The following is a 24,662-nucleotide window of genomic DNA, read 5'->3' as shown; positions in this document are numbered from 1 at the left end:
CCCACCTCATCGTCCCGGGCCCACCGGCCACGACATCCTCAACGGTCCACTCTCTCACCCGTGCCGGACGGGTCGGCGCTTTCCGCTGCGGTGTCCGGGGTCGGGTCACTCGGCTGCTCCGGGTCGTCTGACCCGGACCGGCCGGCGGACTCTTCCTTGGGACGGCTGCGGGGCCCCTCAGGGTTCAACTGGTCTTCGGCGTCCGACGGGCCTTCGGTCGGTTCGTCGGCCTCACCGCCCTCGTCGGGGCCGTTCTCCTGGCCTTCCCGGGCCGCCGCGCGCTTGCGCTGGGTGTACATGCGGAACCCGGCGAGGACCAGAAGCAGGACGCCACCGCCGATGACCAACATCACCGTGGCCGTGATCTCGGTGACCTTCACGTCGAAGGTCACCGGTGCGCCGTACGCCTGGCCGTCCTGCGTGTACAGCTGGGCGATCACCGTGGTCTGGCCGTTGACATTGGCGGACGTGGGGAACTTCACCGTCTGGCTGTGCCCGCCGGAGACCGCGATGGGCTGCTCGGAGTACGGCTTGCCGCCGATCTTGAGCCGGGTCGAGTTGGTCGAGGTGAGCCGCAGCACCAGATGGTCGACGCCCTGCACCAGGTTGTTCTGCACGGTCACGGGGATCGTGGCGCTGCGCCCGGAGAGTTTGGTGTCGGACTTGTCGATCAGCTTGACCTGGGCGGTGAGCGTGTCGAGGTAGCTCTCGACGTCCTGGCGGAACGTGCTCGCCTCGACCGGCCGGCCACGCCACGACGTGGACATCTCACGGTTGAGCGCCCGGCCGAACGGGGTCACGACCCGGGACTCGTCGGAGAGGATCACCTGGAAGTTGTCGAGCGTGTCCTGGGTGCCGGCGATCTGCGCGAAGGCCGACCGCGGCAGTTCCTTCCTGCGCAGCGAGGAGGGGTACTTCGACGCCGAGGGGATCTTGGTGGTGGCGCCCGGGTCCGGCTTGGCCTTGGCGGCCGCCGTGAGCTCCTGCGACTGGGACCAGTTCCCGCTCTGGAGGGCCGTCAGGGCCGCGGCCATCGCCTGCGCCTGGCTGCCGGACGGCATGCGCTGGGGCGCCACGACGATGCTGCGCTGTTTGTCGGTCTGGAGGTTGAGCGCGAGGCTCTGGGCCAGGAACCGCTGCACGGCGAGCGTGGAGTCCGAGGCCTTCGTCAGATCGTCCTGGAACGCCTTGGACAGCCGTGAGTCCGCCACCACCGCCGTGGTGCCGCCGCCGAGGGGACGGGCGGCCGAGGGGGTGTAGGACAGGCCGCCGGTCTCCACCAGGCTGTCGCTGCGCGCGATCACCTTGTCGGCGCCCGCGGAGGTGGCGACCTTGACGATCGACGGGTCGACGGCGCCGTCGACGGGCCAGGCGAAGTCTGTGTTCGGTGTCACATGGAGAATCGGCTCCACCGTGTTGGTGACCACGTCGGAGGCCGCCTTGAGGTGGCTGAGCGAGCCTGTGACGTTCGTGCCGTTGTGGGCGAGGGCCGCGAGGTCGGGGTCGGCGAACGGCAGGGCGACGACGTCCTTGTCCACCACCGCCTTCTGCAGTTCGGCCAGCCATGCCTTGGCGATCGCCTGGTGGGTGCCCGTGGTGGTGGTGTCCTCGGGGCCCCGCACCTTGTAGCTGCGGGTCATGGCGTCGACGGAGGCGAGCAGGTCCGGGTCGATCACCCAGGTGACGTCCAGGCTCTTGCCCAGGGACAGCAGCTGGTCGAGACGGCCGCCCGGGGAGATCTCCTGGGCCAGGTCGTCGTTGAGGAACACTGGCGTCTGCTGCTCGTTCGAGCCGGTCTCCGCCGTCATGTGGACGGTCGAGATCAGCGGCCACAGGACGGTCGTCTTCGTCTTCGTGTCCGCCTCGTCCGGCTGCCACGGCAGGAACGTCCGCTGGATGCCCAGCACCTGCTCCCACGGCTGTGCGGCCGTCTGCCCGGAGAGGGAGACGCCGAGCGGGTAGATGCCGTCCTTGCCGAGGTCCAGCTTGTCGACCGGTACGGAGATGCTGAAGTGCTGCGCGACGCCCGGAGCGAGCTCGGGGAACTCCTGCACGTACGAGCCGCCGACCTCCGAGCCGTCCTCGCCCGAGTAACCGGTGCGGTCGGCGGTGGTGTCGATCGCCGAGCGGGTGGTCAGCACGGAACCCACGCGCAGGCCCACATGGGCGTCGCTGACCGCCTGCTTGCCGTTGTTCGTCACGGTGCCGGAGACGGTCACGGTGTCCCCGTCGGTCGGCACGGACGGGGTGAGCGTGTCGACGGAGACGGCTACGGTGCGGGAGCCGGAGGCCGCGCGGGCGGAGTCCTGTCCCGCGGCCTGCGCGGAGGGGGCGGCGGGCAGCTGGAGCAGACCGGCCAGCAACGGTGCGCCGGCGAGCAGTGCTCCGGTGCACCGCAGCAACCGGCGGGCAGGTGAGGGACTCGTCCCCTGGAAGTCTGCCGCCTCGGCCACGCGCTCGCCCGTCCCTCGTCGTCGTCAGTGGTCGTTGGAATGTGCGTCCACGCATGGTAACGATGTGCGCTGAGGGGAAGTGCCGCGGACTGCACTACAAGATCGGTGGCCGTCGGCCTACCGAACCCCTATCGGCCGATATGAAGAGAACCTTCGGTCTGGGCTCACAAAGGCGCACTCTGCGAGCGTATCGGCCGGGATGTCTGTACGTGATTAATGCGGACGCCTCCGGTCGCCCCGGCCACGTACCCTCTTCTGTTGTGCCGAACGCCAACGAAGACACCTCCAGTGCCCTCAGCCAGGGGCAGCACCACGCGGTCAGCGAACTGCTGCGGGTCGCTCCTGTCGCCGACGAGCTCGCCCACCGTTTCCAGGAGGCCGGGTTCTCCCTCGCCCTGGTCGGCGGATCGGTCCGGGACGCGCTGCTCGGCCGGCTCGGCAACGATCTGGACTTCACGACCGACGCCCGTCCCGAGGACGTACTGAAGATCGTCCGGCCCTGGGCGGACGCCCTGTGGGAGGTCGGGATCGCGTTCGGCACCGTCGGAGCGCAGAAGGACGGCTACCAGATCGAGGTGACCACCTACCGCTCCGAGGCGTACGACCGGACCTCGCGCAAGCCTGAAGTCTCCTACGGCGACTCCATCGAGGAGGATCTCGTCCGCCGCGACTTCACCGTGAACGCGATGGCCGTGGCGCTGCCGGCGAAGGAGTTCATCGATCCGCACGGCGGCCGTGCGGACCTCGCGGCCCGTGTGCTGCGTACCCCGGGCACTCCGCAGGACTCCTTCTCCGACGACCCGCTGCGGATGATGCGGGCCGCGCGCTTCGCGGCCCAGCTCGACTTCGAGGTCGCCCCCGAGGTCGTCGCCGCGATGGAGGAGATGGCCGGCCGGATCGAGATCGTCTCGGCGGAGCGCGTGCGGGACGAGCTGAACAAGCTCATCCTGTCCACGCACCCCCGCAAGGGGCTGAGCCTGCTCGTCGACACGGGCCTGGCCGATCATGTGCTTCCCGAGCTTCCGGCGCTGCGTCTGGAGAGTGACGAGCACCACCGGCACAAGGACGTCTACGAGCACACGCTGATCGTCCTGGAGCAGGCGATCGCGCTGGAGGCGGACGGTCCCGACCTCACCCTCCGGCTGGCCGCGCTGCTGCACGACATCGGCAAGCCGCGTACGCGGCGCTTCGAGACGGACGGCCGGGTCTCGTTCCACCACCACGAAGTGGTCGGGGCGAAGATGACCAAGAAGCGCATGACCGCGCTCAAGTACTCCAACGAGCTGGTGAAAGACGTCTCACGGCTGGTCGAACTCCATCTGCGCTTCCACGGCTACGGCACCGGAGAGTGGACGGACTCGGCCGTCCGCCGCTATGTCCGGGACGCCGGCCCCCTTCTCGATCGCCTGCACAAGCTGACCCGCTCGGACTGCACCACGCGGAACAAGCGCCGGGCAGCCGCGCTGTCGCGGGCCTACGACGGCCTGGAGGAGCGCATCACGCAGCTGAAGGAGCAGGAGGAGCTGGACTCCATCCGGCCCGACCTCGACGGCAACCAGATCATGGAGATCCTGGGTGTGGGTCCCGGCCCGGCCGTCGGGCAGGCGTACAAACACCTTCTGGAGCTTCGGCTGGAGCACGGCCCCATGGAGTTCGACGCGGCGGTGGCAGCGCTCAAGGAGTGGTGGGCCGAGCAGAGCTGACCAGGTGCGGAACGTCAGCAGAGCTGACGGTGCACGCAACGGGGGCATGTTTCACGTGAAACATGCCCCCGTTCTGTATGAGGCAGGGGCGGTGTTTCACGTGAAACACCGCCCCTGCCTCTTGCCCCCCGACTGCCTTACTTGACTTCGCTCAGGCAGAGAACGACGTCGTGGCCGTTGCCGTACTGGACGTAGGAGATCGTCGCTTCCGTGACGGCCTCGCACTTCTTGTCGTCACTGGTGTCGTCGAACTTCTTGACGACCTTGTACTGGGCGTCGCTGGAGGAGCAGTCGACCTCGTTGAGGTCGGCGTTGCTGTCCGAGCCGTCGTTGTGCATGCAGGAGCCCACCGAGGTGGTCTCCGCGTCGGTCTCGCTGGCCCAGAAGCCGATGCCGAACTTGATGAGACCGATGATGACGGCGACGACGATCAGCCCGACTATGCGCATGACCTTCTTGCCGCCGCTCCTGCCCGGAGCGGCCGGAGGCGGAACCGGAGCGCCACCCTGGTTGGGGAACGGAGCGTAGGGGGCTCCCTGCGGCGGGACCGGCTGCTGCCCCGCGGGCGGGGGAGGTGTCTGGGCGTACGGGTTCTGGCCCTGGGGCGGCGGAGTTGTCACGGTGGGAGTCCCCCTAGAACATGGGTGCGCTGAACATGAAGTAAGACCCAGGTAAGCTACCGGGCCCCACTGGTCACTTTGCTTTCCCGAGAGGACTCTGTGGCTTTGATGTGACACTTACCGGTACTCAAAGCGGGCCATAGTCAGAGCAACCGCTCCGTAGACCGTGGCCACGAACACCACCAGCGCCACCGAGCGGCCGTCCGCGGGGAGCATCACGGCGGCCACCGCGGCGGCACCGACGAAGGCGACGTTGAAGAGGACGTCGTACAAGGAGAAGACCCGGCCACGGAAGCCGTCCTCGACCGAGGACTGCACGACCGTGTCCGTGGCGATCTTGGCCCCCTGGGTGACGAGTCCCAGGACGAACGCGCCGACGAACAGGGCGACTTCGGTGAAGGGCAGGAACAGGACGAGCTCCAGAACGGCGGCGGCCGCCGAGCAGACGACGATCCAACGGCCCGGCCCGAGTCGGCCCACCGCCGCCGGTGTCACCACGGCGGCCGCGAAGAAACCCGCTCCGGAGATACCCACCGCGAGGCCCAGCAAGGCCAGTCCCTCGTCCGAGCCGGGCGACCAGGCGTACCGGCAGAGCATCAGGACCATGACGGTCAGGGCGCCGTAGCAGAACCGCATCAGGGTCATCGAGGCCAGCGCCCAGGCGGCCTCCCTCCTGGGCGGCTCGGCGAGATGCCGTACACCGGCAGCGAGCCCGCGGGCGGTACCGCTCAGCGCCGTCGTCAGCCTGGGGTGAACCAACGCGCGCTCGGGGCCCAGCAGATGGGGTGCCATCCGCAGTGACGCGAGGGCCGCGCACAGATACAGCGTGGCGCCCAGCAGCACCACGGCGGCATCGGAGTCCGAGACCACCAGACGGACGGTGAAGGCGAGGCCGCCGCCGGCCGTCGCGGCCAGCGTTCCGGCGGTCGGGGACAGCGAGTTGGCCATCACCAGACGCTCGGTGTCGACCACACGGGGCAGCGCGGCGGACAGTCCCGCGAGGACGAACCGGTTGACGGCGGTGACGCACAGGGCGGAGACGTAGAAGAGCCAGTCCGGGACCTGGCCGACCATCAGGGCAGCCGTCACCGTGGCCAGCAGGGTCCGCAGCAGATTGCCGTACAGGAGGACCTGGCGTCGGCGCCAGCGGTCCAGCAGGACACCGGCGAAGGGGCCCACCAGGGAGTACGGCAGCAGGAGCACCGCCATCGCGGAGGCGATCGCGGACGCCGAGGTCTGCTTCTCCGGTGAGAAGACGACGTAGGTGGCGAGGCCCACCTGGAACACCCCGTCGGCTCCCTGGGAGAGCAACCTCACGCCCAGCAGGCGCCGGAAACCCCCGAAACGCAGCAGGACGCGCAGATCGCGGACGACGGACATGGGGCACAGCCTCACATATGCGGAGGGTCCCCGGGTCGTGGAACCCGGGGACCCTCAACCGCCCTGGCAGGAGCAGTGTCAGCGCCGTGGCGCGATGCCCGGCCGACGCTCGGCGCGCGGTCTCGCTAGCGCTCGACCTCGCCCTTGATGAACTTCTCGACGTTGGCGAAGGCCTCGTCGTCGAAGTACTGGACCGGCGGGGACTTCATGAAGTACGAGGAGGCCGACAGGATCGGGCCACCGATGCCGCGGTCCTTGGCGATCTTGGCGGCGCGCAGGGCGTCGATGATGACACCGGCCGAGTTCGGGGAGTCCCAGACCTCGAGCTTGTACTCCAGGTTCAGCGGAACATCGCCGAAGGCACGGCCCTCGAGGCGGACGTACGCCCACTTGCGGTCGTCCAGCCAGGCCACGTAGTCCGACGGACCGATGTGGACGTTCTTCTCGCCCAGGTCGCGGTCGGGGATCTGCGAGGTGACGGCCTGGGTCTTCGAGATCTTCTTCGACTCGAGGCGGTCGCGCTCGAGCATGTTCTTGAAGTCCATGTTGCCGCCGACGTTGAGCTGCATGGTGCGCTCAAGACGGACACCGCGGTCCTCGAACAGCTTCGCCATCACGCGGTGCGTGATGGTCGCGCCGACCTGCGACTTGATGTCGTCGCCGACGATCGGGACGCCCGCCTCGGTGAACTTGTCCGCCCACTCCTTGGTGCCGGCGATGAAGACCGGGAGGGCGTTGACGAAGGCGACCTTGGCGTCGATGGCGCACTGGGCGTAGAACTTCGCCGCGTCCTCGGAACCGACGGGCAGGTAGCAGACGAGAACGTCGACCTGCTGGTCCTTGAGGACCTGGACGACGTCCACCGGCGCCTCGGCGGACTCCTCGATGGTCTGGCGGTAGTACTTGCCGAGACCGTCCAGGGTGTGGCCGCGCTGGACCGTGACGCCCTTGTTCGGGACGTCGCAGATCTTGATGGTGTTGTTCTCGCTGGCGCCGATGGCGTCGGAGAGGTCGAGACCGACCTTCTTGGCGTCGACGTCGAAGGCGGCGACGAACTCGACGTCACCCACGTGGTAGTCGCCGAACTGCACGTGCATCAGGCCCGGGACCTTGGCCGCCGGGTCGGCGTCCTTGTAGTACTCGACGCCCTGCACCAGCGATGCAGCGCAGTTGCCCACGCCGACGATGGCTACGCGAACCGAACCCATTCCGGTTGCTCCCTGTGTGTACGAGTGAGGCCCTGAATGGGACTCACGTGGCGGTGTCGTCGGGCGTATCCGGCCGGGGGTCGAACCCCGGCCGGGGCAGGCCGCCCGTCGCTCCAGATGTGTTGTCCTGCTGAGCGGACCCCCCAGAAGCGGAACCTTGGAGGTCCCGTCCGGCCCGCTCACTTTCGATGAGCTCGTTCAGCCAGCGCACTTCGCGCTCCACGGACTCCATTCCGTGGCGCTGGAGCTCAAGCGTGTAGTCGTCGAGGCGCTCCCGGGTGCGCGCCAGGGAGGCGCGCATCTTCTCGAGGCGCTCCTCCAGCCGGCTGCGGCGACCCTCCAGTACGCGCATGCGTACGTCGCGTGACGTCTGCCCGAAGAAGGCGAAGCGAGCGGCGAAGTGTTCGTCCTCGTACGCGTCGGGGCCCGTCTGCGAGAGCAGATCCTCGAAGTGCTCCTTACCCTCCGCCGTCAACCGGTAGACGATCTTGGCGCGACGCCCCGCGAGGGAAGCGGCGAGGGCGTCCTCGGGCGCATGGCCCGCCTCTTCGATCAACCAGCCGTTGGTGACCAGCGTCTTGAGACAGGGGTACAGCGTTCCGTAGCTGAACGCCCGGAACACACCGAGTGACGTATTGAGTCGTTTGCGCAGCTCATAGCCGTGCATCGGGGATTCGCGGAGCAGGCCGAGTACGGCGAACTCGAGGATCCCGGAACGCCGGCTCATCGTCGCCTCCTCTCTGCCGCGGACTGGCCGTGACGGTTGCTATGTCGTGCTGATGTATCGACTCGATACATCAGCACGATAGAACGACCTTCCTCATGGGACAAGGGGAGGGAGGGTGAACGGGATCACATCGCAGATTCGTTGTGTGCAAGTTGCCTGATTTGGGGTGAACTTCGGAGCTCGGCGGGTTTTGGCGGTGCGTAGTCTGTGCGCCATGCACACCACCGGGAACCGAGTGACGCCTGGGGACGTCCTCGTCCTCGGTGCAGTACGGGTGAATGCGAGACCGACCACATCCGTACTTCGGGGGGACCGGAAACCAGCCGCCGTTTCCAGGCGCGCAAGGGTGCGCCTGCCCGAGGAGTAATCGTTCGATGAGCGAGCACCGTCGCAAACCGCCGCAGCCGCAGGGAGGCGGACGTGCCGCGACCCGACGTGGCCAGTCCGGTCCGTCCTCCGGTCGCCGTGCGGCACCGCGAGGCGCCACCGGGTCTCTGTCCGATTCGTACGGGTCGGATTCCTATGAGCCGGATGGCGATGAGTCGTCGTACGGCAGCCGTGCCGAGGCCCGACGCGCGGCGCAGAGAGGTGGAGGCCGCCGCAGAGTGGCCGACAACGGCCCCGGAGGTCGCCAAGGCGGCCCCGCCGGCCCTGGACGAGGCAGGGGGCGTGCGACCGCGCCCGGCAGGAAACGCCTCATCGACTATCCGCGCTACGGCAAGGACGGATGGCGCCGTTGGATGCCGTCCTGGAAGCTCGTCTCCGGCCTGTGCATCGGCTTCGTGGGCAGCTTGGTGGTCGTCGCGGGCGTCGGGTACGCCATGGTGAGCGTGCCGAACGTCGCGGACACCGCGACGGCCCAGAACAACGTCTACTACTGGTCCGACGGCTCCCAGATGGTCGCCACGGGCGGTGAGACCAACCGCCAGATCATCAACCTGTCGCAGATCCCCAAGGCGATGCAGTACGCCGTGATCTCGCAGGAGAACAAGACCTTCTACACCGACAGCGGCATCGACCCCAAGGGCATCGCCCGCGCCGTGCTGAACATGGCGAGCGGCGGTCAGACGCAGGGTGGATCCACCATCACCCAGCAGTACGTGAAGAACGCGCGCCTCGACGACCAGTCGCAGACCGTCACGCGCAAGTTCAAGGAGATCTTCATCTCCATAAAGGTGGGCGCCACGGTCAAGAAGGACGACATCATGGCGGGCTACCTGAACTCCGCGTACTACGGGCGTAACGCCTACGGAATACAGGCCGCCGCCCGTGCGTACTTCAACAAGGACGCCATCAAGCTGAACCCGGGCGAGTGCGCCTTCCTGGCGGCGATGCTCAAGGGCGCCACGTACTACGACCCCGCCGGCGGTGTCACCTACGACACGACCGCCACTCCCGACGCGAACAGCAAGCGGGCTTTTCGCCAGATGCAGGACACCCTCGACAAGATGGTCGAGTACGGCCACTTGGAGGCCGCGGTCAGGGCCCAGTACACCAAGATGCCCGACTGGAAGAACCCGCGCTCGAACACCCAGCTCGGCGGCCAGGTCGGATATCTCGTCGACCTCGCCAACAGCTACCTGGTGACCCACAGCGACGAGACCGGAATCACCCAGAAGAAGCTCACGCAGGGCGGCTACTCGATCCGTACGACCTTCGACAAGAAGAAGGTCAAGGAACTCGAAGCCGCCGTCTCCAAGGTCCAGAAGGCGAACATCAAGCCCAAGGAGCGCCCGGAGACCGACACCCACGTCCAGTTCGGCGGGGCGTCCGTGGATCCGGCGACCGGTGCCATCAAGGCCATCTACGGCGGTGAGGACGCGACCAAGCACTTCACCGACAACGCCGACACCACCGGTGCCCAGGTCGGCTCCACGTTCAAGCCGTTCGTGCTCGCCGCGGCGATGAAGTGGGGCGTCAAGGATCCCAAGGGTCTGGCGTCGCAGGCGCAGGACGAGCGCACCATCGCCTCTCCGAAGAGCCTGTTCAGCGGTCAGAACAAGCTCAAGATCAAGGAGTACAACGGGGAGGTCTGGAGGAACGAGAAGGGCGAGGAGTGGCTGCAGACCAACGACGGCAACGCCTCGTACGGCGCCGCGCCCAAGTACCAGATCGATCTTCGTGAGGCGATGCGGGAGTCGGTCAACTCCGCCTTCGTCCAGCTCGGCATGGATGTCGGTCTGGACAAGGTGAAGGAGTCGGCCGTGGACGCGGGTCTGCTGGAGTCCAGCCTGACCGGCACCAGCTTCCCGTCCTTCTCCATCGGCATCTCGGACCCCAGCGCCATCCGCATGGCGGGCGCGTACGCCACCTTCGCGGCCAGCGGCAAGCAGCGGAGCCCGTACTCCGTCCAGTCGGTGACCAGCAAGGACGGCCCGGTCTACACGCACAAGGTCAAGTCCGAAGAGGCCTTCACCCCGGCGGTCGCCGACAACGTCACCGACGTCCTGAAGACCGTGGTCGAGAAGGGCACGGGTACCAACGCCCAGCTGCCCGGCCGCGATGTGGCGGGCAAGACCGGTACCACCGACGGCAACAAGTCGGCCTGGTTCGTCGGCTACACCCCGCAGCTGTCCACGTCGATCACGATGTTCCGGTACGACGACGACGAGACCAAGAAGAACCGCACGTTCCTCGAGATGTACGGAACGGGCGGCCAGAAGAAGATCCACGGTGCGTCGTTCCCGGCCCAGATCTGGCACGACTACATGGCGGAGGCGCTGAAGGGCGAGGAGGCGGAGAAGTTCCCGACCCCCGAGCCCATCGGTGAGGTCGTCAACGCGCAGCCCTCGCCGTCCCCGACGCCCTCGGCCACCGAGAGCGAAGAGGCGAGCCCGAGCCCGACGCCTTCGGAGACGCTGACCAGCCCGTCTCCCTCGGCGAGCGAGACCTGCCGGTTCACCCGTTTCTGCAACAACAGCAACGGTGGTAACAACGGTGGCTCCACCGACGCCGGCACCACGGACGGCGGTACCACCGACGGCGGGGTGACCTCCTCGCCGACGGCCACGGACACGGCCGACACCTCGAGAGGCAATACCAACGGCAACGGAGGCGGCATCTTCGGAGGAACGACCGGATAGTCGCGCACATCCCCGGCGTGGGTGTTTCACGTGAAACGCCCGAATGTTTCACGTGAAACGAGGGCCGTCGCACCGATTCAGGTGTGGCGGCCCTCGGTGTATTCCTAGGTGCGTACGGCAGGATGTGCCCCATGCCCAGTGCAGAATCGACATCGACGAGCGTGCACGAGCCCGATCCGGTACGGCCGACCAGGGACGACGAGGTCGCGGCGGCCGCCAGCGAGCTGATCGGTGGTCCCATCGGCCGGCGTGCCCTGCTGGGGACGTCCTGGTGGACCCCGGTGCGAGTCGTCGCGCTTGTGGCGATCGGGATGTTCGCCCTCGGTCTCGTCCAGAAGATGCCGTGCTACGACAGCGGCTGGTTCTTCGGCGCCAGCTCCCAGTACACGCATGCGTGCTACTCGGACATTCCGCACCTCTATCAGGGACGCGGATTCGCCGACGGGCTCGTGCCGTACTTCGACAAGCTCCCCGGCGACATGCAGTACCTCGAGTACCCGGTGCTGACGGGTGTGTTCATGGAGGTGGCCGCCTGGCTGACGCCCGGAAGCGGCACGATCCAGCACCAGGAGCAGTGGTACTGGATGGTCAACGCGGGGATGCTGATGGCCTGTGCGGCCGTCATCGTCGTCTGTGTCTCCCGCACCCACGGCCGTCGCCCCTGGGACGGCCTGCTGGTCGCTCTGGCACCGGCCTTCGCGCTGACCGCCACCATCAACTGGGACCTCCTGGCGGTCGCTCTGACCGCCGCCGCGATGCTGATGTGGTCGCGGGGCCGTTCCCTCGCCTTCGGCGTCCTCCTGGGGCTCGCCACGGCCGCCAAGCTCTATCCCGTCTTCCTGCTCGGTCCGCTGTTCGTGCTGTGCTGGCGTGCGGGCAAGTGGCGGGACTTCGGCAAGGCCTTGGGAGGCGCGGCCGTCTCCTGGGTCGTGGTGAACCTGCCGGTGATGCTCTTCGCCTTCGAGGGCTGGTCGAAGTTCTACACGTTCAGCCATGACCGAGGCGTCGACTTCGGATCCTTCTGGCTGATCATGGCGCAGAACTCGACCCATCCGCTCAGCACCGACTCGGTCAACACCGTGGCCATGGTCCTGGTGCTGCTCTGCTGCGTGGGCATCGCGGCCCTGACCTTCACGGCTCCGCGCCGGCCGCGCTTCGCACAGCTGGCCTTTCTGATCGTCGCGGCGTTCATCCTCACCAACAAGGTGTACTCCCCGCAGTACGTCCTGTGGCTGGTGCCGCTGGCCGTGCTGGCCCGGCCGAAGTGGCGGGACTTCCTGATCTGGCAGGCCTGCGAGGTGGCGTACTTCCTGGGGATCTGGCTGTACCTCGCGTACACGACCAGCGGGGACGCCCACAAGGGTCTGCCGACCGACGGCTACCACTGGGCCATCGGCGTGCACCTGCTGGGGACGCTGTACCTGTGTGCCGTCGTCGTGCGTGACATCCTCATGCCGGAGCGGGACGTGGTCCGCCGTGCGGGCGACGACGACCCCTCGGGCGGGGTGCTCGACGGCGCGGCGGACGTGTTCGTGCTCGGCTCGGCGGCCCATCCGCCCAGGCACGCCGTCCCGTTCGACGGCCCGCAGGTGGAGTGGGGCAAGCAGGAGCCGACCGACGGTTCGCTCTGAGCGAACAGGGCGCGGGCGGGTCACACGAAAGGCCGTACACGGAGACTCCGTGTACGGCCTTCGGCTTACGCGTGCGGCTCAGCGCCGGACCCGCACCGCTCAGCGGTCGACGATGCGGTCGAACTGGGTGGTGGTGTGCCGCAGATGGGCCACCAGCTCCTCGCCGACCTTCGGTTCCGCGGAGTCCGCGGGTACGAACAGGATGGAGACCTGCATGTGCGGCGGTTCGGCGAACCAGCGCTGCTTGCCGTCCCAGACGAACGGCGAGAGGTTCCGGTTCACCGTGGCCAGGCCGGCACGGGCGACGCCCTTGGCGCGCGGCATGACGCCGTGCAGGGCCTTGGGGGCCTCCAGACCCACCCCGTGCGAGGTACCGCCCGCCACGACCACCAGATAGCCCTCGGAGGCCGCCTTCTGCTGCCGGTAGCCGAACCGGTCGCCCTTGGCCACACGCGTGACGTCCAGGACGGCGCCCCGGTACTCGGTGGCCTCGTGGTCCCCCAGCCACAGCCGCGTGCCGATGCGGGCACGGAAGCGGGTCTGCGGGAACTGCTGTTGCAGCCTGGCGAGTTCCTGCGCCTTGAGGTGGCTGACGAACATGGTGTGCAGCGGCAGCCGGGCCGCGCGCAGCCGGTCCATCCAGCCGATGACCTCCTCGACGGCGTCCGAGCCGTCGGTCCGGTCCAGCGGCAGATGGATCGCGAAGCCCTCGAGGCGGACGTTCTCGATGGCGGAGTGGAGCTGGGACAGGTCCTGCTCACTGATGCCGTGCCGCTTCATCGAGGACATCACCTCGATGACCACCCGGGCACCGACCAGGCCGTACACACCGTCGATGGACGACACCGAGCGGATCACCCGGTCCGGCAGCGGCACGGGCTCCTCCCCGCGCCGGTACGGCGTCAGCACCAGCAGATCGCCGCCGAACCAGTCCTTGATGCGCGCGGCCTCGTACGTCGTGCCGACGGCCAGGATGTCCGAGCCCAGCCGCGTGGCCTCCTCGGCCAGCCGCTCGTGACCGAAGCCGTAGCCGTTGCCCTTGCAGACCGGGACGAGTCCCGGGAACTGCTCCTGCACGTGCTTGTGGTGCGCCCGCCAGCGCGCGGTGTCGACGTAGAGGGTGAGCGCCATGGCCGGACCTGGAACCTTTCTGGTGGCAGCGGTGTGTCAGAGGTATGGAAGCACTGAACGTGAGGTCAGCGTCGCGACATGTAGATGTCGAGGGCCTTGTGGAGCAGTTTGTTCAGCGGGAAGTCCCATTCGCCGAGGTATTCGGCGGCCTGTCCGCCCGTACCCACCTTGAACTGGATCAGGCCGAAGAGGTGGTCGGTCTCGTCCAGTGAGTCGGAGATTCCGCGCAGGTCGTAGACCGTGGCGCCGAGTGCGTAGGCGTCGCGCAGCATCCGCCACTGCATCGCGTTCGAGGGGCGGAACTCACGACCGATGTTGTCGGAGGCGCCGTAGGAGTACCAGACGTGGCCGCCGACGATCAGCATCGTCGCCGCCGACAGGTTCACGCCGTTGTGCCGCGCGAAGTACAGCCGCATGCGGTTGGGGTCCTCGGTGTTGAGGGCCGTCCACATGCGCTGGAAGTACGAGAGCGGGCGGGGCCTGAAGTGGTCGCGCACGGCCGTGATCTCGTACAGGCGCTGCCATTCCTCCAGGTCGTGGTAACCGCCCTGGACGACCTCGACACCGGCCTTCTCGGCCTTCTTGATGTTGCGGCGCCACAGCTGGTTGAAGTTCTTGTGGACCTCTTCCAGGGAGCGGTTGGCCAGCGGCACCTGGTAGACGTAGCGGGGCTGGACGTCGCCGAAGCCGGCACCGCCGTCCTCGCCCTGCTGCCAGCCCATGCGGCGCAGCTTGTCGGCCACCTCGAACGCGCGCGGCTCGATGAAGTCGGCCTCGATGTCCCGCAGCCGCTTCACGTCCGGGTTCTGGATGCCGGCCTTGATGGAGGTGGCCTCCCAGCGCCGGATGATCACCGGGGGGCCCATCTTCACGGAGAAGGCGCCCTGTTGCTTGAGGTGCGCGAGCATCGGCTCGAGCCACTCGGTGAGGTTCGGCGCGTACCAGTTGATGACCGGGCCCTCGGGCAGATAGGCCAGATAGCGCTTGATCTTGGGCAGCTGGCGGTAGAGGACCAGGCCCGCGCCGACCATCTCGCCGGTGCGCTCGTCGAACCAGCCGAGGTTTTCGGAGCGCCACTCCGCCTTCACATCTGCCCAGGCCGGAACCTGCATGTGACTCGCCGCCGGCAGGCTCTGGATGTATGCCAGATGTTGCTCGCGGCTGATGGTCCTCAGGGTCAGGCTCATTCGGGGGGCTCCTCGGGCTGGGCTGTCCCCATGGGTACAGGGGCTCCGGCTCTCGCGCGAAGCCTACTGCGCCGTGCGAGCGGCTCGAATGGGCGTATGGGGGGATGCCCCGGCACGGAGACCGGCCGGGGCGTCCGCAGTGGTCCGCACGGTGTCCTTGTGTGGGGACTTCGTGTGGTTCGACGGAGCCTTCGGCGGACTCAGAAAAGTCCGCCGAAGAGTCCGCCGTGTGCCATGCCGAGATAGAAGCCGAGGGCCGAGGCACCGAGGCCCAGGATCAGCCCGAAGCGCTCGCGGGTCGTCTCGGAGATCCACTGGCCGTAGGCGCCGGTGACGATCCCCACCAGGCCGGCCCAGGAGCTGAGCAGGTGCAGGCTGTGGAAAGCCGAGGAGACGAGAGCCGTGATGCCCAGCACCAGGGTCACCACGAGCAGGGTGTCCTGGAGTACATGGGGCTTTCCGTCCGTGGCGAAGAGTCCGCCGACGGTGTTGGGTCGCAATGCCTGTGCCATAGGGCACCTCCTGCGGAAGGCGGCGCATCGTAGCGCCGTACACACCCGATGTGTACAGATTGACGGTCCCCACCCTCGGATTTCAACCGGAAGCAGGTGTGCGGGTAGTCTGTAGCGTCTGCACCGGTGTCTGCCCAGGCTCAGCCAGGGATCCGCCCAGGCCAGAACGGGGACGTCGTCCGACGACCCCCGATTGTCAGTGGCGGCCGATACCGTTGCGTACGCATCACAACCCTCCTGCCACGGAACGACCGTGGCCGCTGAGTCCAAAGGAGGTGGGTTACACATGCGTCACTACGAGGTGATGGTCATCCTCGACCCCGATCTGGAGGAGCGCGCTGTCGCCCCCCTGATCGAGAACTTCCTCTCCGTCGTCCGCGAGGGCAACGGAAAGGTCGAGAAGGTCGACACCTGGGGCCGTCGTCGTCTCTCGTACGAGATCAAGAAGAAGCCCGAGGGCATCTACTCGGTCATCGATCTGCAGGCCGAGCCTGCGATCGTCAAGGAGCTCGACCGCCAGATGAACCTGAACGAGTCGGTCCTCCGGACCAAGGTCCTCCGTCCCGAGACCCACTGAGCTCTCCCGCTCAGCTGATCTCGGGATTCGAGTAGCAGCACCAGCAGCCAGCAGCAAACCCGCCGAGAGGTTCCCCCATGGCAGGCGAGACCGTCATCACGGTCGTCGGCAATCTTGTCGATGACCCCGAGCTGCGCTTCACCCCGTCCGGTGCGGCGGTCGCGAAGTTCCGCATCGCGTCCACTCCCCGCACCTTCGACCGCCAGACGAACGAGTGGAAGGACGGCGAGAGCCTGTTCCTGACCTGCTCGGTCTGGCGTCAGGCGGCGGAGAACGTCGCCGAGTCGCTTCAGAAGGGCATGCGCGTCATCGTGCAGGGCCGGCTGAAGCAGAGGTCCTACGAGGACCGCGAGGGCGTCAAGCGCACGGTCTACGAACTGGACGTCGAGGAAGTCGGCCCCAGCCTGCGCAACGCCACGGCCAAGGTCGCCAAGACCGCCGGTCGCGGTGGCCAGGGCGGCCAGGGTGGTTACGGCGGCGGTGGCAACCAAGGTGGCGGCGGCTGGGGTGGAAACTCCGGCGGCGGCCAGCAGGGCGGCGGCGCTCCTGCCGACGACCCGTGGGCTTCCAGCGCTCCCGTCGGCGGCAACCAGGGTGGCGGCGGCTGGGGTGGAAACTCCGGCGGCGGTGGCGGCTACTCGGACGAGCCCCCCTTCTAGGCCTACGGGCCGGGCCCCTCGGGCCCGACCGGGTCGAAGGCGGGCCGTATCCCAACTTCTTGATCACACAGGAGAAACACCATGGCGAAGCCGCCTGTGCGCAAGCCTAAGAAGAAGGTCTGCGCTTTCTGCAAGGACAAGGTCACGTACGTGGACTACAAGGACACGAACATGCTGCGGAAGTTCATTTCCGACCGCGGCAAGATCCGTGCCCGCCGCGTGACCGGCAACTGCACGCAGCACCAGCGTGACGTCGCCACGGCCGTCAAGAACAGCCGTGAGATGGCGCTGCTGCCCTACACCTCCACCGCGCGATAAGGGAAGGGTGACCGACTCATGAAGATCATCCTCACCCACGAGGTCTCCGGCCTCGGTGCCGCGGGCGACGTCGTGGACGTCAAGGACGGTTACGCTCGCAACTACCTGATCCCGCGGAAGTTCGCTATCCGCTGGACCAAGGGTGGCGAGAAGGACGTCGAGCAGATCCGTCGTGCTCGCAAGATCCACGAGATCCAGACCATCGAGCAGGCCAACTCCGTGAAGGCCCAGCTCGAGGGCGTCAAGGTCCGCCTGGCCGTTCGCTCCGGCGACGCCGGTCGTCTCTTCGGTTCCGTCACCCCGGCCGACATCGCTTCGGCGATCAAGGCTTCCGGTGGCCCCGAGGTCGACAAGCGCCGCATCGAGCTGGGCGCGCCGATCAAGACGCTGGGCGCCCACGAGACGTCCGTGCGTCTGCACCCCGAGGTTGCCGCCAAGGTCAACATCGAGGTCATCGCGGCCTGATCTCCGCGCTTGGCTTGAACAGCCGGGAAGGGGCCGCACCCGTCAGGGTGCGGCCCCTTCCGCATGGCTGGAGCGAGTGAGGTCGCCAGGAGCGTGGGAGTTGTGGGCGCTGCATCGGCCTCGTGGCCGGTGCGGTACTGGGCATGTTTCACGTGAAACGTCGGTTTCACGTGAAACGGTCAGCGCGACGCACCCGTGACGATCCAGCGTCCGGAGCGGGTACGCAGCCATAGCGTCAGCATGCGCACGGTCATCATCAGCGTCATGGCTCCCCACAATGCGGTGAGACCGCCGCCGAGAAGTGGGACCAGGAGCGCTACCGGAGCGAAGACCGCCAGGGTCACCACCATCGCCCGGGCCAGATACGGGCCGTCGCCCGCTCCCATCAGGACGCCGTCCAGGACGAAGACGATGCCGCAGACGGGCTGCGAGAGCGCCACCATGAGCAGTGCCGGCAGGGCTGTGTCCTTCACCAGCGTGTCGCTGGTGAACAGGGGCAGAAACAGAGGACGGGCGAGGACCACGAGCAGGCCGAGTGCGAAGCCTGCGGCGATGCCCCACTGCGCCATGCGACGACAGGCTTCGCGGGCGCCCAGGGCGTCGTCGGCGCCGAGGTACCGCCCGATGATGGCCTGCCCCGCGATCGCGATGGCGTCGAGAGCGAAGGCCAGCAGGCTCCACAGGGACAGGATGATCTGATGTGCCGCGATGTCGGCGTCGCCGAGACGGGCCGCGACGGCCGTGGCGATCATCAGAATCGCCCGCAGGGAGAGAGTGCGGACCAGCAGAGGCGCACCCGCCTGTGCACAGGCCCTGATCCCCTTGGCATCGGGACGCAGTGAGGCTCCGTGCTCGCGGGCTCCGCGGACGACCACCACGAGATAGACGGCGGCCATGCCGTACTGCGCGATGACGGTGCCCCAGGCGGAGCCGGCGATGCCGAGTCCGACGCCATAGACAAGGCCCGTGTTGAGCACGGCGTTGGCGACGAAGCCGCCGATGGCGACGTAGAGCGGTGTTCTGGTGTTCTGCAGACCGCGCAGTACTCCGGTGGCGGCGAGCACGACCAGCATGGCCGGGATGCCGAGGGAGGAGACGCGCAGATAGGTGGTGGCGTACGGGGCCGCCGTGTTCGATGCGCCGAAGAGGTTCACGAGGGCTGGAGCCGAGGGAAGCACGGTGACGATGACGGCGGCACCGAGCAGCAGCGCCAGCCAGATGCCGTCCATGCCCTGGCGGATGGCCGCCTGGAGATCGCCCGCGCCGACCCGGCGTGCCACGGCTGCCGTGGTGGCGTAGGCGAGGAAGACGAAGACGCTGACGGCTGTGGTGAGAAGAGCCGAGGCGATGCCGAGTCCGGCGAGTTGTGCGGTGCCGAGATGGCCGACGATGGCGCTGTCGGCCATGACGAAGAGGGGCTCGGCGACCAGTGCGCCGAAGGCCGGAACGGCCAGCGCGACGATCTCGCGGTCGTGCTGCCGCCGGACGGCCCTGGCGGGCGCGGGAGCCTGTGTCATGAGCACTAATCTAACCGTCCACAGGTAAGAGATACAAAGCATTAGTGACCCTTACCACCCTTTGAGCTGTGTGGACTTTCGCGCAGCGTTCGAGGGGATCTTGGCCCGACTTGGAAAGTTTTTCTTCTGCACAGGTCGTGGATGGGAAAGTGCCTGGTCAAGGCGCCTGTTCTGTTGGGGATGGGAGCTTGTTCACAGGCCTGTCCACCGCGTCGTACACAGGTTTTGCGAAGTTCTCCACAGCATCGGGGCCGTCGTCCACAAGGCCTGTGGATAACCAGATTGGCTGACGGTGCCCGCAGGCCTACCGTGGTCCGGCGCCCGCTCCGCCCGTCGACCAGAGAACCATCACAAAACAGACGCGACGGAACCGGAGTCTGGGCCTCTCATCTGTCAGTGCCGTGCCGTAGAAATGAGTAGCGCGGCGAGGTCCGCTCCGCGGACGGGAGGAGGTGGCTCGGTGAGCATTTCCGAGCCCTTGGACGATCCGTGGGCCGACAGCGGTCCCAGTGATCGTCTGCCCGCGTCCCGCCACCGCGCCGACGGCGGTCGCGGCCGCGGCGAGCAGCACGACCGAGGCCGGGACGACGGTGCGTGGGAGGGCGGGGGCACGGCCTTCGAGCGCGTACCCCCGCAGGACCTCGACGCCGAGCAGTCCGTCCTCGGTGGCATGCTGCTGTCCAAGGACGCCATCGCCGATGTCGTCGAGGTCCTCAAGGGCCACGACTTCTACAAGCCCGCCCACGAAACGATCTTTCAGGCGATCCTCGACGTCTACGCCAAGGGCGAGCCGGCCGACCCGATCACCATCGCCGCGGAACTCACCAAGCGTGGTGAGATCAACAAGGTCGGCGGCGCGTCGTATCTGCACACACTCGTCCAGACCGTCCCGACGGCGGCCAACGCCGAGTACTACGCGGAGATCGTTCACGAGCGGGCGGTTCTCCGCCGACTTGTCGAAGCCGGCACCCGCATCACCCAGATGGGTTACGCGGCCGACGACGATGTGGACGAGATCGTCAACCGGGCCCAGGCCGAGATCTACGCGGTCACCGAGCAGCGCACCAGCGAGGACTATCTGCCGCTGGGCGACATCATGGAGGGCGCGCTCGACGAGATCGAGGCGATCGGCTCGCGCAGCGGTGAGATGACCGGTGTGCCCACCGGCTTCACCGACCTCGACTCGCTCACCAACGGCCTGCACCCCGGCCAGATGATCGTCATCGCCGCCCGACCGGCCATGGGTAAGTCGACCCTCGCACTGGACTTCGCCCGAGCCGCGTCGATCAAGCACAACCTGCCGAGCGTCATCTTCTCCCTCGAAATGGGCCGCAACGAGATCGCGATGCGTCTGCTGTCCGCCGAAGCCCGTGTCGCGCTGCACCACATGCGCTCCGGCACCATGACGGACGAGGACTGGACCCGGCTGGCCCGCCGGATGCCCGAGGTGTCGTCCGCGCCGCTCTTCATCGACGACTCCCCGAACCTGTCGATGATGGAGATCCGCGCGAAGTGCCGTCGGCTCAAGCAGCGCAACGACATCAAGCTGGTCATCATCGACTATCTCCAGCTGATGCAGGCCGGCGGGTCCAAGCGCTCCGAGAGCCGTCAGCAGGAGGTCTCGGACATGTCCCGTAACCTCAAGCTCCTCGCCAAGGAGCTGGAGGTGCCGGTGATCGCGCTCTCCCAGCTCAACCGTGGTCCCGAGCAGCGCACGGACAAGAAGCCGATGGTGTCCGACCTGCGTGAGTCCGGCTCCATCGAGCAGGACGCCGACATGGTGATCCTGCTGCACCGCGAGGACGCCTACGAGAAGGAGTCGCCGCGCGCGGGCGAGGCGGACATCATCGTGGGCAAGCACCGTAACGGTCCGACGGCGACGATCACCGTGGCTTTCCAGGGCCACTACTCGCGATTCGTGGACATGGCACAGACCTGATCCGGGCGGCTCCGACGAAATGGATTCGACGTGGGATGCCGGGCCGGGTGGACTGGGGCCATGACGTCTTCTCAGGAACAACTGCTGCCCGGTACATGCCGGGCGCTGCTCCATCGCATCGCCGTGGCCCAGGCGGAGGGGCGGGCGCCGTCGCTGGTCGCGACCGTCGTACGGGACGGGCGGGCCGTCTGGCACGGCGCCCGGACCTCGGTGGACGGGCACGGCCCGGACGAGCGTGTGCAGTACCGGATCGGCTCGATCACCAAGACCTTCACCGCCGTGCTCGTCCTGCGACTGCGTGAGGAGGGCCTGCTGGACCTGGGCGATCCGCTGGAGAAGCATCTGCCGGGGACCGGCGCGGGCGAGGTCACCATCGCCGATCTGCTCGCCCACACCGGCGGGATCGCCGCCGAGTCGCCTGCCCCCTGGTGGGAGCGCACCCCGGGATCGCTGCGGCCGGAACTCGCCGATGTGCTCGGTGAAAAGCCCCTGCTGCACCCCGTCGGTCGTCGGTTCCACTACTCGAATCCCGGATACACCTTGCTGGGAGCGCTGGTGGAGAAGCTGCGCGGCGCCTCCTGGGAGGACGTCCTTCGGCGTGAAGTGCTGGAACCGCTGGGGCTGGAGCGGACGAGTGCCCAGCCTCAGGAGCCCCACGCGGGTGGATGGGCGGTCCATCCGTGGGCCGACGCGCTGCTGCCCGAGTCCGTGGAGGATCTGGGAATCATGGCGCCGGCCGGACAGCTCTGGTCCACGTCCGGTGACCTGGCCCGCTTCGCCGTCTTCCTGGCCCGGGGGGACGACCGCGTGCTGAGTGCCGACACCGTGCGGGAGATGCGGACGCCGGCTGCCCCGGCCGAGCCCTCGGACGTGGCGGACGGCATCAGCTACGGCCTCGGTATGCAGATTCAGCAGCGCGACGGACGGCTTCTCGTCGGTCACTCCGGTTCACTGCCCGGCTTTCTCGCGAACCTGACCATCAGCGTGGAGGACGACGTCGCCGCGGTGGTGCTGGCCAACTGCACCTCAGGACCGCTGCTGGGCGCTGTGGGCGCCGATCTCGTACGCATCGTCGCGGAGGCCGAGCCGCGGATTCCCGCGCCCTGGCGGCCTTCGCTCGAAGTCGCTCCGGAAGAGCTGGAGTTGACGGGGCAGTGGTACTGGGGAACCCAGGCTTTTGCGCTGCGCCTGACGGCCGACGGGGCGGCCTCGCTGGAGCCGCTGTCCGGCATGGGCCGGCGCTCACGGTTCCGGGCGAACGGAGACGGCACCTGGACGGGGCTGGAGGGCTACTACGCCGGAGAGCTCCTGAAGGCCGTACGACGCCCGGACGGGTCCGTGGACCACCTGGATCTCGGGTCGTTCGTGTTCACGCGCCAGCCCTACGACAGGGCGGCTTCGGTGCCCGGTGGCGTGGACCCGGACGGATGGCGAGGTCTCAAGCCGCGCCAGTAGGGCGTCATGGATCCGGCGAGGACGGAAAAGCGGTCTGTTCCACGTGAAACAGACCGCTTTTTGCATCAGAGGCGGAGCTTGAAGCCGACATGCGAGGCGGTGAAGCCGAGCCGCTCGTAGAAACGATGGGCGTCTGTACGGGACGAGTCGGAGGTCAGCTGCACCAACTGGCAGTCCAGACGCCGGGACTCGTCGACCGCCCACTGGATGAAGCGCGTTCCCAGGCCGCTGCCGCGCTCGTCGGCGTGGACGCGTACGCCTTCGATGATCGCGCGGGTGGCACCCTTGTGGGAGAGTCCGGGAACGATCGTCAGCTGGAGGGTGCCGATCACCCGACCTTCGCATACCGCCACCATCAGATGCTGGTTCGGATCGGCGGACAGACGCTCCAGGGCCGCCCGATAGGGGGTCAGGTCGTCCGGTGACTCGCGCCGCGCGCCCAGCGGATCGTCGGCGAGCATGGCGACGATCGCCGGTATGTCGTCTGTCGTGGCGGGTCGAATGTCGAAATCTCCCATGGCCGCACCCTATGCGAGCACGTTGAGCGCCTCCACGGCCCTGACCAGCGGTGCGAGTTCGGCGTTCTTCGACGCCTCGTCGAGTGCCTCGCGCAGGGCGTCGTCGTTGGTGGGCCGGGCCTTGGCCAGCAGCTCGAGGCCGTCCTCGGTCACGTTGGTGTAGATGCCACGGCGGTCGGTGGGGCACAGATAGCGCTCGAGGAGGCCGCGGTCCTCCAGCCGGGTGACCAGCCGGGTGGTGGCGCTCTGGCTGAGTACGACGGCGTCGGCGACCTGCTTCATCTGTAGATGCCCGCCGTCGCCGTCGTGCTGTCGGCTCAGCACGTCGAGCAGGGAGTACTCGCGCACGCTCAGGTCGTGCCCCGCCTGAAGCGCGCGCTCGACATGGGCCTCGATCCGGCCGTGGAGCAGGGACAGGGCGCACCAGCCCTGAGCGAGGGCGGTGAGTGCGGGGTCTGTCGCTGTCATGGCGTCTCCTCCGTCCCGGGCGGCTGAACCCAGGATAGAGCACAGATGCAATAGTCTGCGATCGCGGATAGTAAGCGACTGCAAGGGTTGTGTGTGAGTCATTACGGGCTTGCTCGCCAGAGTCAGCCCGCTGCCACCGTGACGGGAGCGAACCGGCGGGTCCAGTCGCCCGGGAGGTGCGGGACGCCGTACGTCATGACCGCGTTGAAGGCGACGGAGACCAGGCCGCGCTCCTTCAGCCACGTCAGCAGTTCTTCGTGCCGCACGTCGACATCGGTCCGCAGCGGACGGTCGGTGTGGGCGGCGAGGGCGGTGACAAGGGCTTTGGCCGTCTCGGTGTCACGGGCGACCAGCGGGCCCACCACATGGGTTTCCATGTTGGGCCAGATAGCCGCGTAGCCGATGATCCGGTCGTTCTCCACGGCTACGCACAGCCGGTCGGCGAAGGCGGGCAGACGCGTGACGATGTGGGTGCGGTCAAGGCCGAAGACCTCCCCGTCGAGCAGAAGGATCTCCGTCAGGTCCGCGGCCGTGGCCGCGCGGGTGACGATGCCGGGCCGCGTCGCGTCGGGGGTGAAGTTCCCGCACACCATCTCGGCCCGTGCGGTGACCTTGAAGCCCAGTTCCTCGTACAGCGGAAGGCCGTTCGGTGTCGCGTGCAGTGTCAGCGGCGTGGGGCCCATCGTGGACACGATGCGGCGCATCAGCCGACGCCCGACCCCCTGACGGGCGTGCCGCTCGGCGACCAGCACCATGCCGATGGCCCCCAGACCGGGGCGCTCTCGCGGGCCGTACTCGGTGACCGTGCAGGCGGCGACGAGGCCGCCGTCGGGATCGTCGATGCCGTATCCCGTTCCGGCCGTGAGTAGGAAGCTCCATTTGTGTTCCTCCCGGGGCCACCCCCGGTTCTCCGACAGGTCGGCGCAGGCAGAGAGATCACGAAGCGTCAGACAGCGGACGGGGAGAGCAGCGAGGGAAGGAGTACGCACGCAGGTCAGGCTGTCCGACAGGTGGCCTCGGCGTCCACCTGTTTCGAGCGAGAGATACATGCTTTTGGCCATGCCGCGACCGGGCTTGTAGGGCGCGCAGAGAACGAGGGTGTTTCACGTGA

21 protein-coding genes are annotated in these 24,662 nt (G+C 67.7%); 9 read left to right on the top strand and 12 right to left on the bottom strand.

Annotated features, from left to right (window positions below):
• Positions 1 to 38 precede the first annotated feature (38 nt).
• Positions 39 to 2,453, bottom strand: coding sequence for a DUF6049 family protein (locus ACZ60B_RS03375; protein WP_469383784.1), 2,415 nt, complete (start codon positions 2,451 to 2,453; stop codon positions 39 to 41).
• Positions 2,454 to 2,713: 260 nt separating this feature from the next.
• Here ACZ60B_RS03375 and ACZ60B_RS03370 point away from each other — a divergent pair, with 260 nt between their 5' ends.
• Complete coding sequence (locus tag ACZ60B_RS03370; RefSeq protein ID WP_469383782.1) at positions 2,714 to 4,156, top strand: CCA tRNA nucleotidyltransferase; 1,443 nt, start codon at positions 2,714 to 2,716, stop codon at positions 4,154 to 4,156.
• A gap of 137 nt (positions 4,157 to 4,293) precedes the next feature.
• On the opposite strand, the gene ACZ60B_RS03365 is transcribed toward ACZ60B_RS03370, so the two are convergent.
• The 4 genes from ACZ60B_RS03365 to ACZ60B_RS03350 form a co-directional block, all read right to left on the bottom strand.
• Entirely contained in the window at positions 4,294 to 4,776 is a 483-nt protein-coding gene (locus ACZ60B_RS03365; RefSeq protein ID WP_469383780.1) for an LppU/SCO3897 family protein, read from the bottom strand.
• Positions 4,777 to 4,893: 117 nt separating this feature from the next.
• On the bottom strand, positions 4,894 to 6,156 hold the full coding sequence (locus ACZ60B_RS03360; protein ID WP_469383778.1) for an MFS transporter: 1,263 nt from the start codon (positions 6,154 to 6,156) through the stop codon (positions 4,894 to 4,896).
• Between the two features lie 125 nt (positions 6,157 to 6,281).
• On the bottom strand, positions 6,282 to 7,364 hold the full coding sequence (locus ACZ60B_RS03355; protein ID WP_469383777.1) for an inositol-3-phosphate synthase: 1,083 nt from the start codon (positions 7,362 to 7,364) through the stop codon (positions 6,282 to 6,284).
• 43 nt (positions 7,365 to 7,407) lie between these two features.
• Complete coding sequence (locus tag ACZ60B_RS03350; protein ID WP_469383775.1) at positions 7,408 to 8,091, bottom strand: PadR family transcriptional regulator; 684 nt, start codon at positions 8,089 to 8,091, stop codon at positions 7,408 to 7,410.
• A 374-nt stretch (positions 8,092 to 8,465) separates the two neighbouring features.
• Between ACZ60B_RS03350 and ACZ60B_RS03345 the strand changes: the two genes are divergently transcribed.
• Together ACZ60B_RS03345 and ACZ60B_RS03340 are read left to right on the top strand one after the other, a co-directional pair.
• Positions 8,466 to 11,174 (top strand): transglycosylase domain-containing protein, encoded by a 2,709-nt coding sequence (locus ACZ60B_RS03345; protein WP_469383774.1) that lies wholly within the window; start codon positions 8,466 to 8,468, stop codon positions 11,172 to 11,174.
• A gap of 131 nt (positions 11,175 to 11,305) precedes the next feature.
• Positions 11,306 to 12,805: a glycosyltransferase family 87 protein gene (locus tag ACZ60B_RS03340; RefSeq protein WP_469383772.1), complete on the top strand. Its 1,500-nt coding sequence runs from the start codon at positions 11,306 to 11,308 to the stop codon at positions 12,803 to 12,805.
• 99 nt (positions 12,806 to 12,904) lie between these two features.
• Here the strand turns inward: ACZ60B_RS03340 and ACZ60B_RS03335 are convergent, their stop codons facing one another.
• From ACZ60B_RS03335 to ACZ60B_RS03325, 3 genes are all read right to left on the bottom strand, one after another.
• Positions 12,905 to 13,936 (bottom strand): alanine racemase, encoded by a 1,032-nt coding sequence (locus ACZ60B_RS03335; protein ID WP_469383770.1) that lies wholly within the window; start codon positions 13,934 to 13,936, stop codon positions 12,905 to 12,907.
• A 65-nt stretch (positions 13,937 to 14,001) separates the two neighbouring features.
• On the bottom strand, positions 14,002 to 15,123 hold the full coding sequence (gene femX / locus ACZ60B_RS03330; protein ID WP_152888332.1) for a peptidoglycan bridge formation glycyltransferase FemX: 1,122 nt from the start codon (positions 15,121 to 15,123) through the stop codon (positions 14,002 to 14,004).
• A 200-nt stretch (positions 15,124 to 15,323) separates the two neighbouring features.
• A complete protein-coding gene (locus ACZ60B_RS03325; protein WP_450661075.1) occupies positions 15,324 to 15,635 on the bottom strand; it encodes a hypothetical protein in 312 nt (103 codons plus the stop codon).
• Between the two features lie 286 nt (positions 15,636 to 15,921).
• Here ACZ60B_RS03325 and rpsF point away from each other — a divergent pair, with 286 nt between their 5' ends.
• The 4 genes from rpsF to rplI all read left to right on the top strand — a co-directional run bounded on the left by rpsF (position 15,922) and on the right by rplI (position 17,654).
• Entirely contained in the window at positions 15,922 to 16,212 is a 291-nt protein-coding gene (rpsF, locus tag ACZ60B_RS03320) for a 30S ribosomal protein S6 (RefSeq protein WP_010353482.1), read from the top strand.
• Between the two features lie 77 nt (positions 16,213 to 16,289).
• Positions 16,290 to 16,871 carry a single-stranded DNA-binding protein gene (locus tag ACZ60B_RS03315; protein WP_469383767.1) on the top strand — a complete coding sequence of 194 codons (582 nt, stop codon included), beginning with the start codon at positions 16,290 to 16,292 and terminating at the stop codon, positions 16,869 to 16,871.
• Positions 16,872 to 16,952: 81 nt separating this feature from the next.
• Positions 16,953 to 17,189 (top strand): 30S ribosomal protein S18, encoded by a 237-nt coding sequence (gene rpsR / locus ACZ60B_RS03310; protein WP_003949403.1) that lies wholly within the window; start codon positions 16,953 to 16,955, stop codon positions 17,187 to 17,189.
• Positions 17,190 to 17,207: 18 nt separating this feature from the next.
• The gene (gene rplI, locus ACZ60B_RS03305; RefSeq protein ID WP_469383765.1) at positions 17,208 to 17,654 is read left to right on the top strand and encodes a 50S ribosomal protein L9; all 447 of its coding nucleotides are present in this window, start codon (positions 17,208 to 17,210) and stop codon (positions 17,652 to 17,654) included.
• A 179-nt stretch (positions 17,655 to 17,833) separates the two neighbouring features.
• On the opposite strand, the gene ACZ60B_RS03300 is transcribed toward rplI, so the two are convergent.
• Positions 17,834 to 19,171, bottom strand: a complete 1,338-nt coding sequence (locus ACZ60B_RS03300; protein ID WP_469383764.1) for an MATE family efflux transporter — start codon at positions 19,169 to 19,171, stop codon at positions 17,834 to 17,836.
• Between the two features lie 460 nt (positions 19,172 to 19,631).
• Between ACZ60B_RS03300 and dnaB the strand changes: the two genes are divergently transcribed.
• Positions 19,632 to 21,110: a replicative DNA helicase gene (gene dnaB / locus ACZ60B_RS03295; RefSeq protein ID WP_469383761.1), complete on the top strand. Its 1,479-nt coding sequence runs from the start codon at positions 19,632 to 19,634 to the stop codon at positions 21,108 to 21,110.
• A gap of 60 nt (positions 21,111 to 21,170) precedes the next feature.
• Complete coding sequence (locus tag ACZ60B_RS03290; RefSeq protein ID WP_469383759.1) at positions 21,171 to 22,565, top strand: serine hydrolase domain-containing protein; 1,395 nt, start codon at positions 21,171 to 21,173, stop codon at positions 22,563 to 22,565.
• A gap of 65 nt (positions 22,566 to 22,630) precedes the next feature.
• On the opposite strand, the gene ACZ60B_RS03285 is transcribed toward ACZ60B_RS03290, so the two are convergent.
• The 3 genes from ACZ60B_RS03285 to ACZ60B_RS03275 all read right to left on the bottom strand — a co-directional run bounded on the left by ACZ60B_RS03285 (position 22,631) and on the right by ACZ60B_RS03275 (position 24,540).
• The gene (locus ACZ60B_RS03285; RefSeq protein WP_469383757.1) at positions 22,631 to 23,083 is read right to left on the bottom strand and encodes a GNAT family N-acetyltransferase; all 453 of its coding nucleotides are present in this window, start codon (positions 23,081 to 23,083) and stop codon (positions 22,631 to 22,633) included.
• A 9-nt stretch (positions 23,084 to 23,092) separates the two neighbouring features.
• A complete protein-coding gene (locus ACZ60B_RS03280; RefSeq protein ID WP_469383755.1) occupies positions 23,093 to 23,551 on the bottom strand; it encodes a MarR family winged helix-turn-helix transcriptional regulator in 459 nt (152 codons plus the stop codon).
• Positions 23,552 to 23,673: 122 nt separating this feature from the next.
• Entirely contained in the window at positions 23,674 to 24,540 is an 867-nt protein-coding gene (locus ACZ60B_RS03275; RefSeq protein WP_469383754.1) for a GNAT family N-acetyltransferase, read from the bottom strand.
• Positions 24,541 to 24,662: the final 122 nt, after the last annotated feature.

The sequence above is a fragment of the Streptomyces sp. NPDC104096 genome (genome assembly GCF_055584385.1).
This window is presented reverse-complemented; position numbering and strand designations above follow the sequence as displayed.

Coding starts and splice junctions, on each gene's coding strand:
- ACZ60B_RS03360 (WP_469383778.1), bottom strand. CDS start 6,156: ATGTCCGTCGTCCGCGATCTGCGCGTCCTGCTGCGTTTCGGGGGTTTC.
- ACZ60B_RS03355 (WP_469383777.1), bottom strand. CDS start 7,364: ATGGGTTCGGTTCGCGTAGCCATCGTCGGCGTGGGCAACTGCGCTGCA.
- ACZ60B_RS03350 (WP_469383775.1), bottom strand. CDS start 8,091: ATGAGCCGGCGTTCCGGGATCCTCGAGTTCGCCGTACTCGGCCTGCTC.
- ACZ60B_RS03345 (WP_469383774.1), top strand. CDS start 8,466: ATGAGCGAGCACCGTCGCAAACCGCCGCAGCCGCAGGGAGGCGGACGT.
- ACZ60B_RS03340 (WP_469383772.1), top strand. CDS start 11,306: ATGCCCAGTGCAGAATCGACATCGACGAGCGTGCACGAGCCCGATCCG.
- ACZ60B_RS03335 (WP_469383770.1), bottom strand. CDS start 13,936: ATGGCGCTCACCCTCTACGTCGACACCGCGCGCTGGCGGGCGCACCAC.
- femX (WP_152888332.1), bottom strand. CDS start 15,123: ATGAGCCTGACCCTGAGGACCATCAGCCGCGAGCAACATCTGGCATAC.
- ACZ60B_RS03325 (WP_450661075.1), bottom strand. CDS start 15,635: ATGGCACAGGCATTGCGACCCAACACCGTCGGCGGACTCTTCGCCACG.
- rpsF (WP_010353482.1), top strand. CDS start 15,922: ATGCGTCACTACGAGGTGATGGTCATCCTCGACCCCGATCTGGAGGAG.
- ACZ60B_RS03315 (WP_469383767.1), top strand. CDS start 16,290: ATGGCAGGCGAGACCGTCATCACGGTCGTCGGCAATCTTGTCGATGAC.
- rpsR (WP_003949403.1), top strand. CDS start 16,953: ATGGCGAAGCCGCCTGTGCGCAAGCCTAAGAAGAAGGTCTGCGCTTTC.
- rplI (WP_469383765.1), top strand. CDS start 17,208: ATGAAGATCATCCTCACCCACGAGGTCTCCGGCCTCGGTGCCGCGGGC.
- ACZ60B_RS03300 (WP_469383764.1), bottom strand. CDS start 19,171: ATGACACAGGCTCCCGCGCCCGCCAGGGCCGTCCGGCGGCAGCACGAC.
- ACZ60B_RS03290 (WP_469383759.1), top strand. CDS start 21,171: ATGACGTCTTCTCAGGAACAACTGCTGCCCGGTACATGCCGGGCGCTG.
- ACZ60B_RS03285 (WP_469383757.1), bottom strand. CDS start 23,083: ATGGGAGATTTCGACATTCGACCCGCCACGACAGACGACATACCGGCG.
- ACZ60B_RS03280 (WP_469383755.1), bottom strand. CDS start 23,551: ATGACAGCGACAGACCCCGCACTCACCGCCCTCGCTCAGGGCTGGTGC.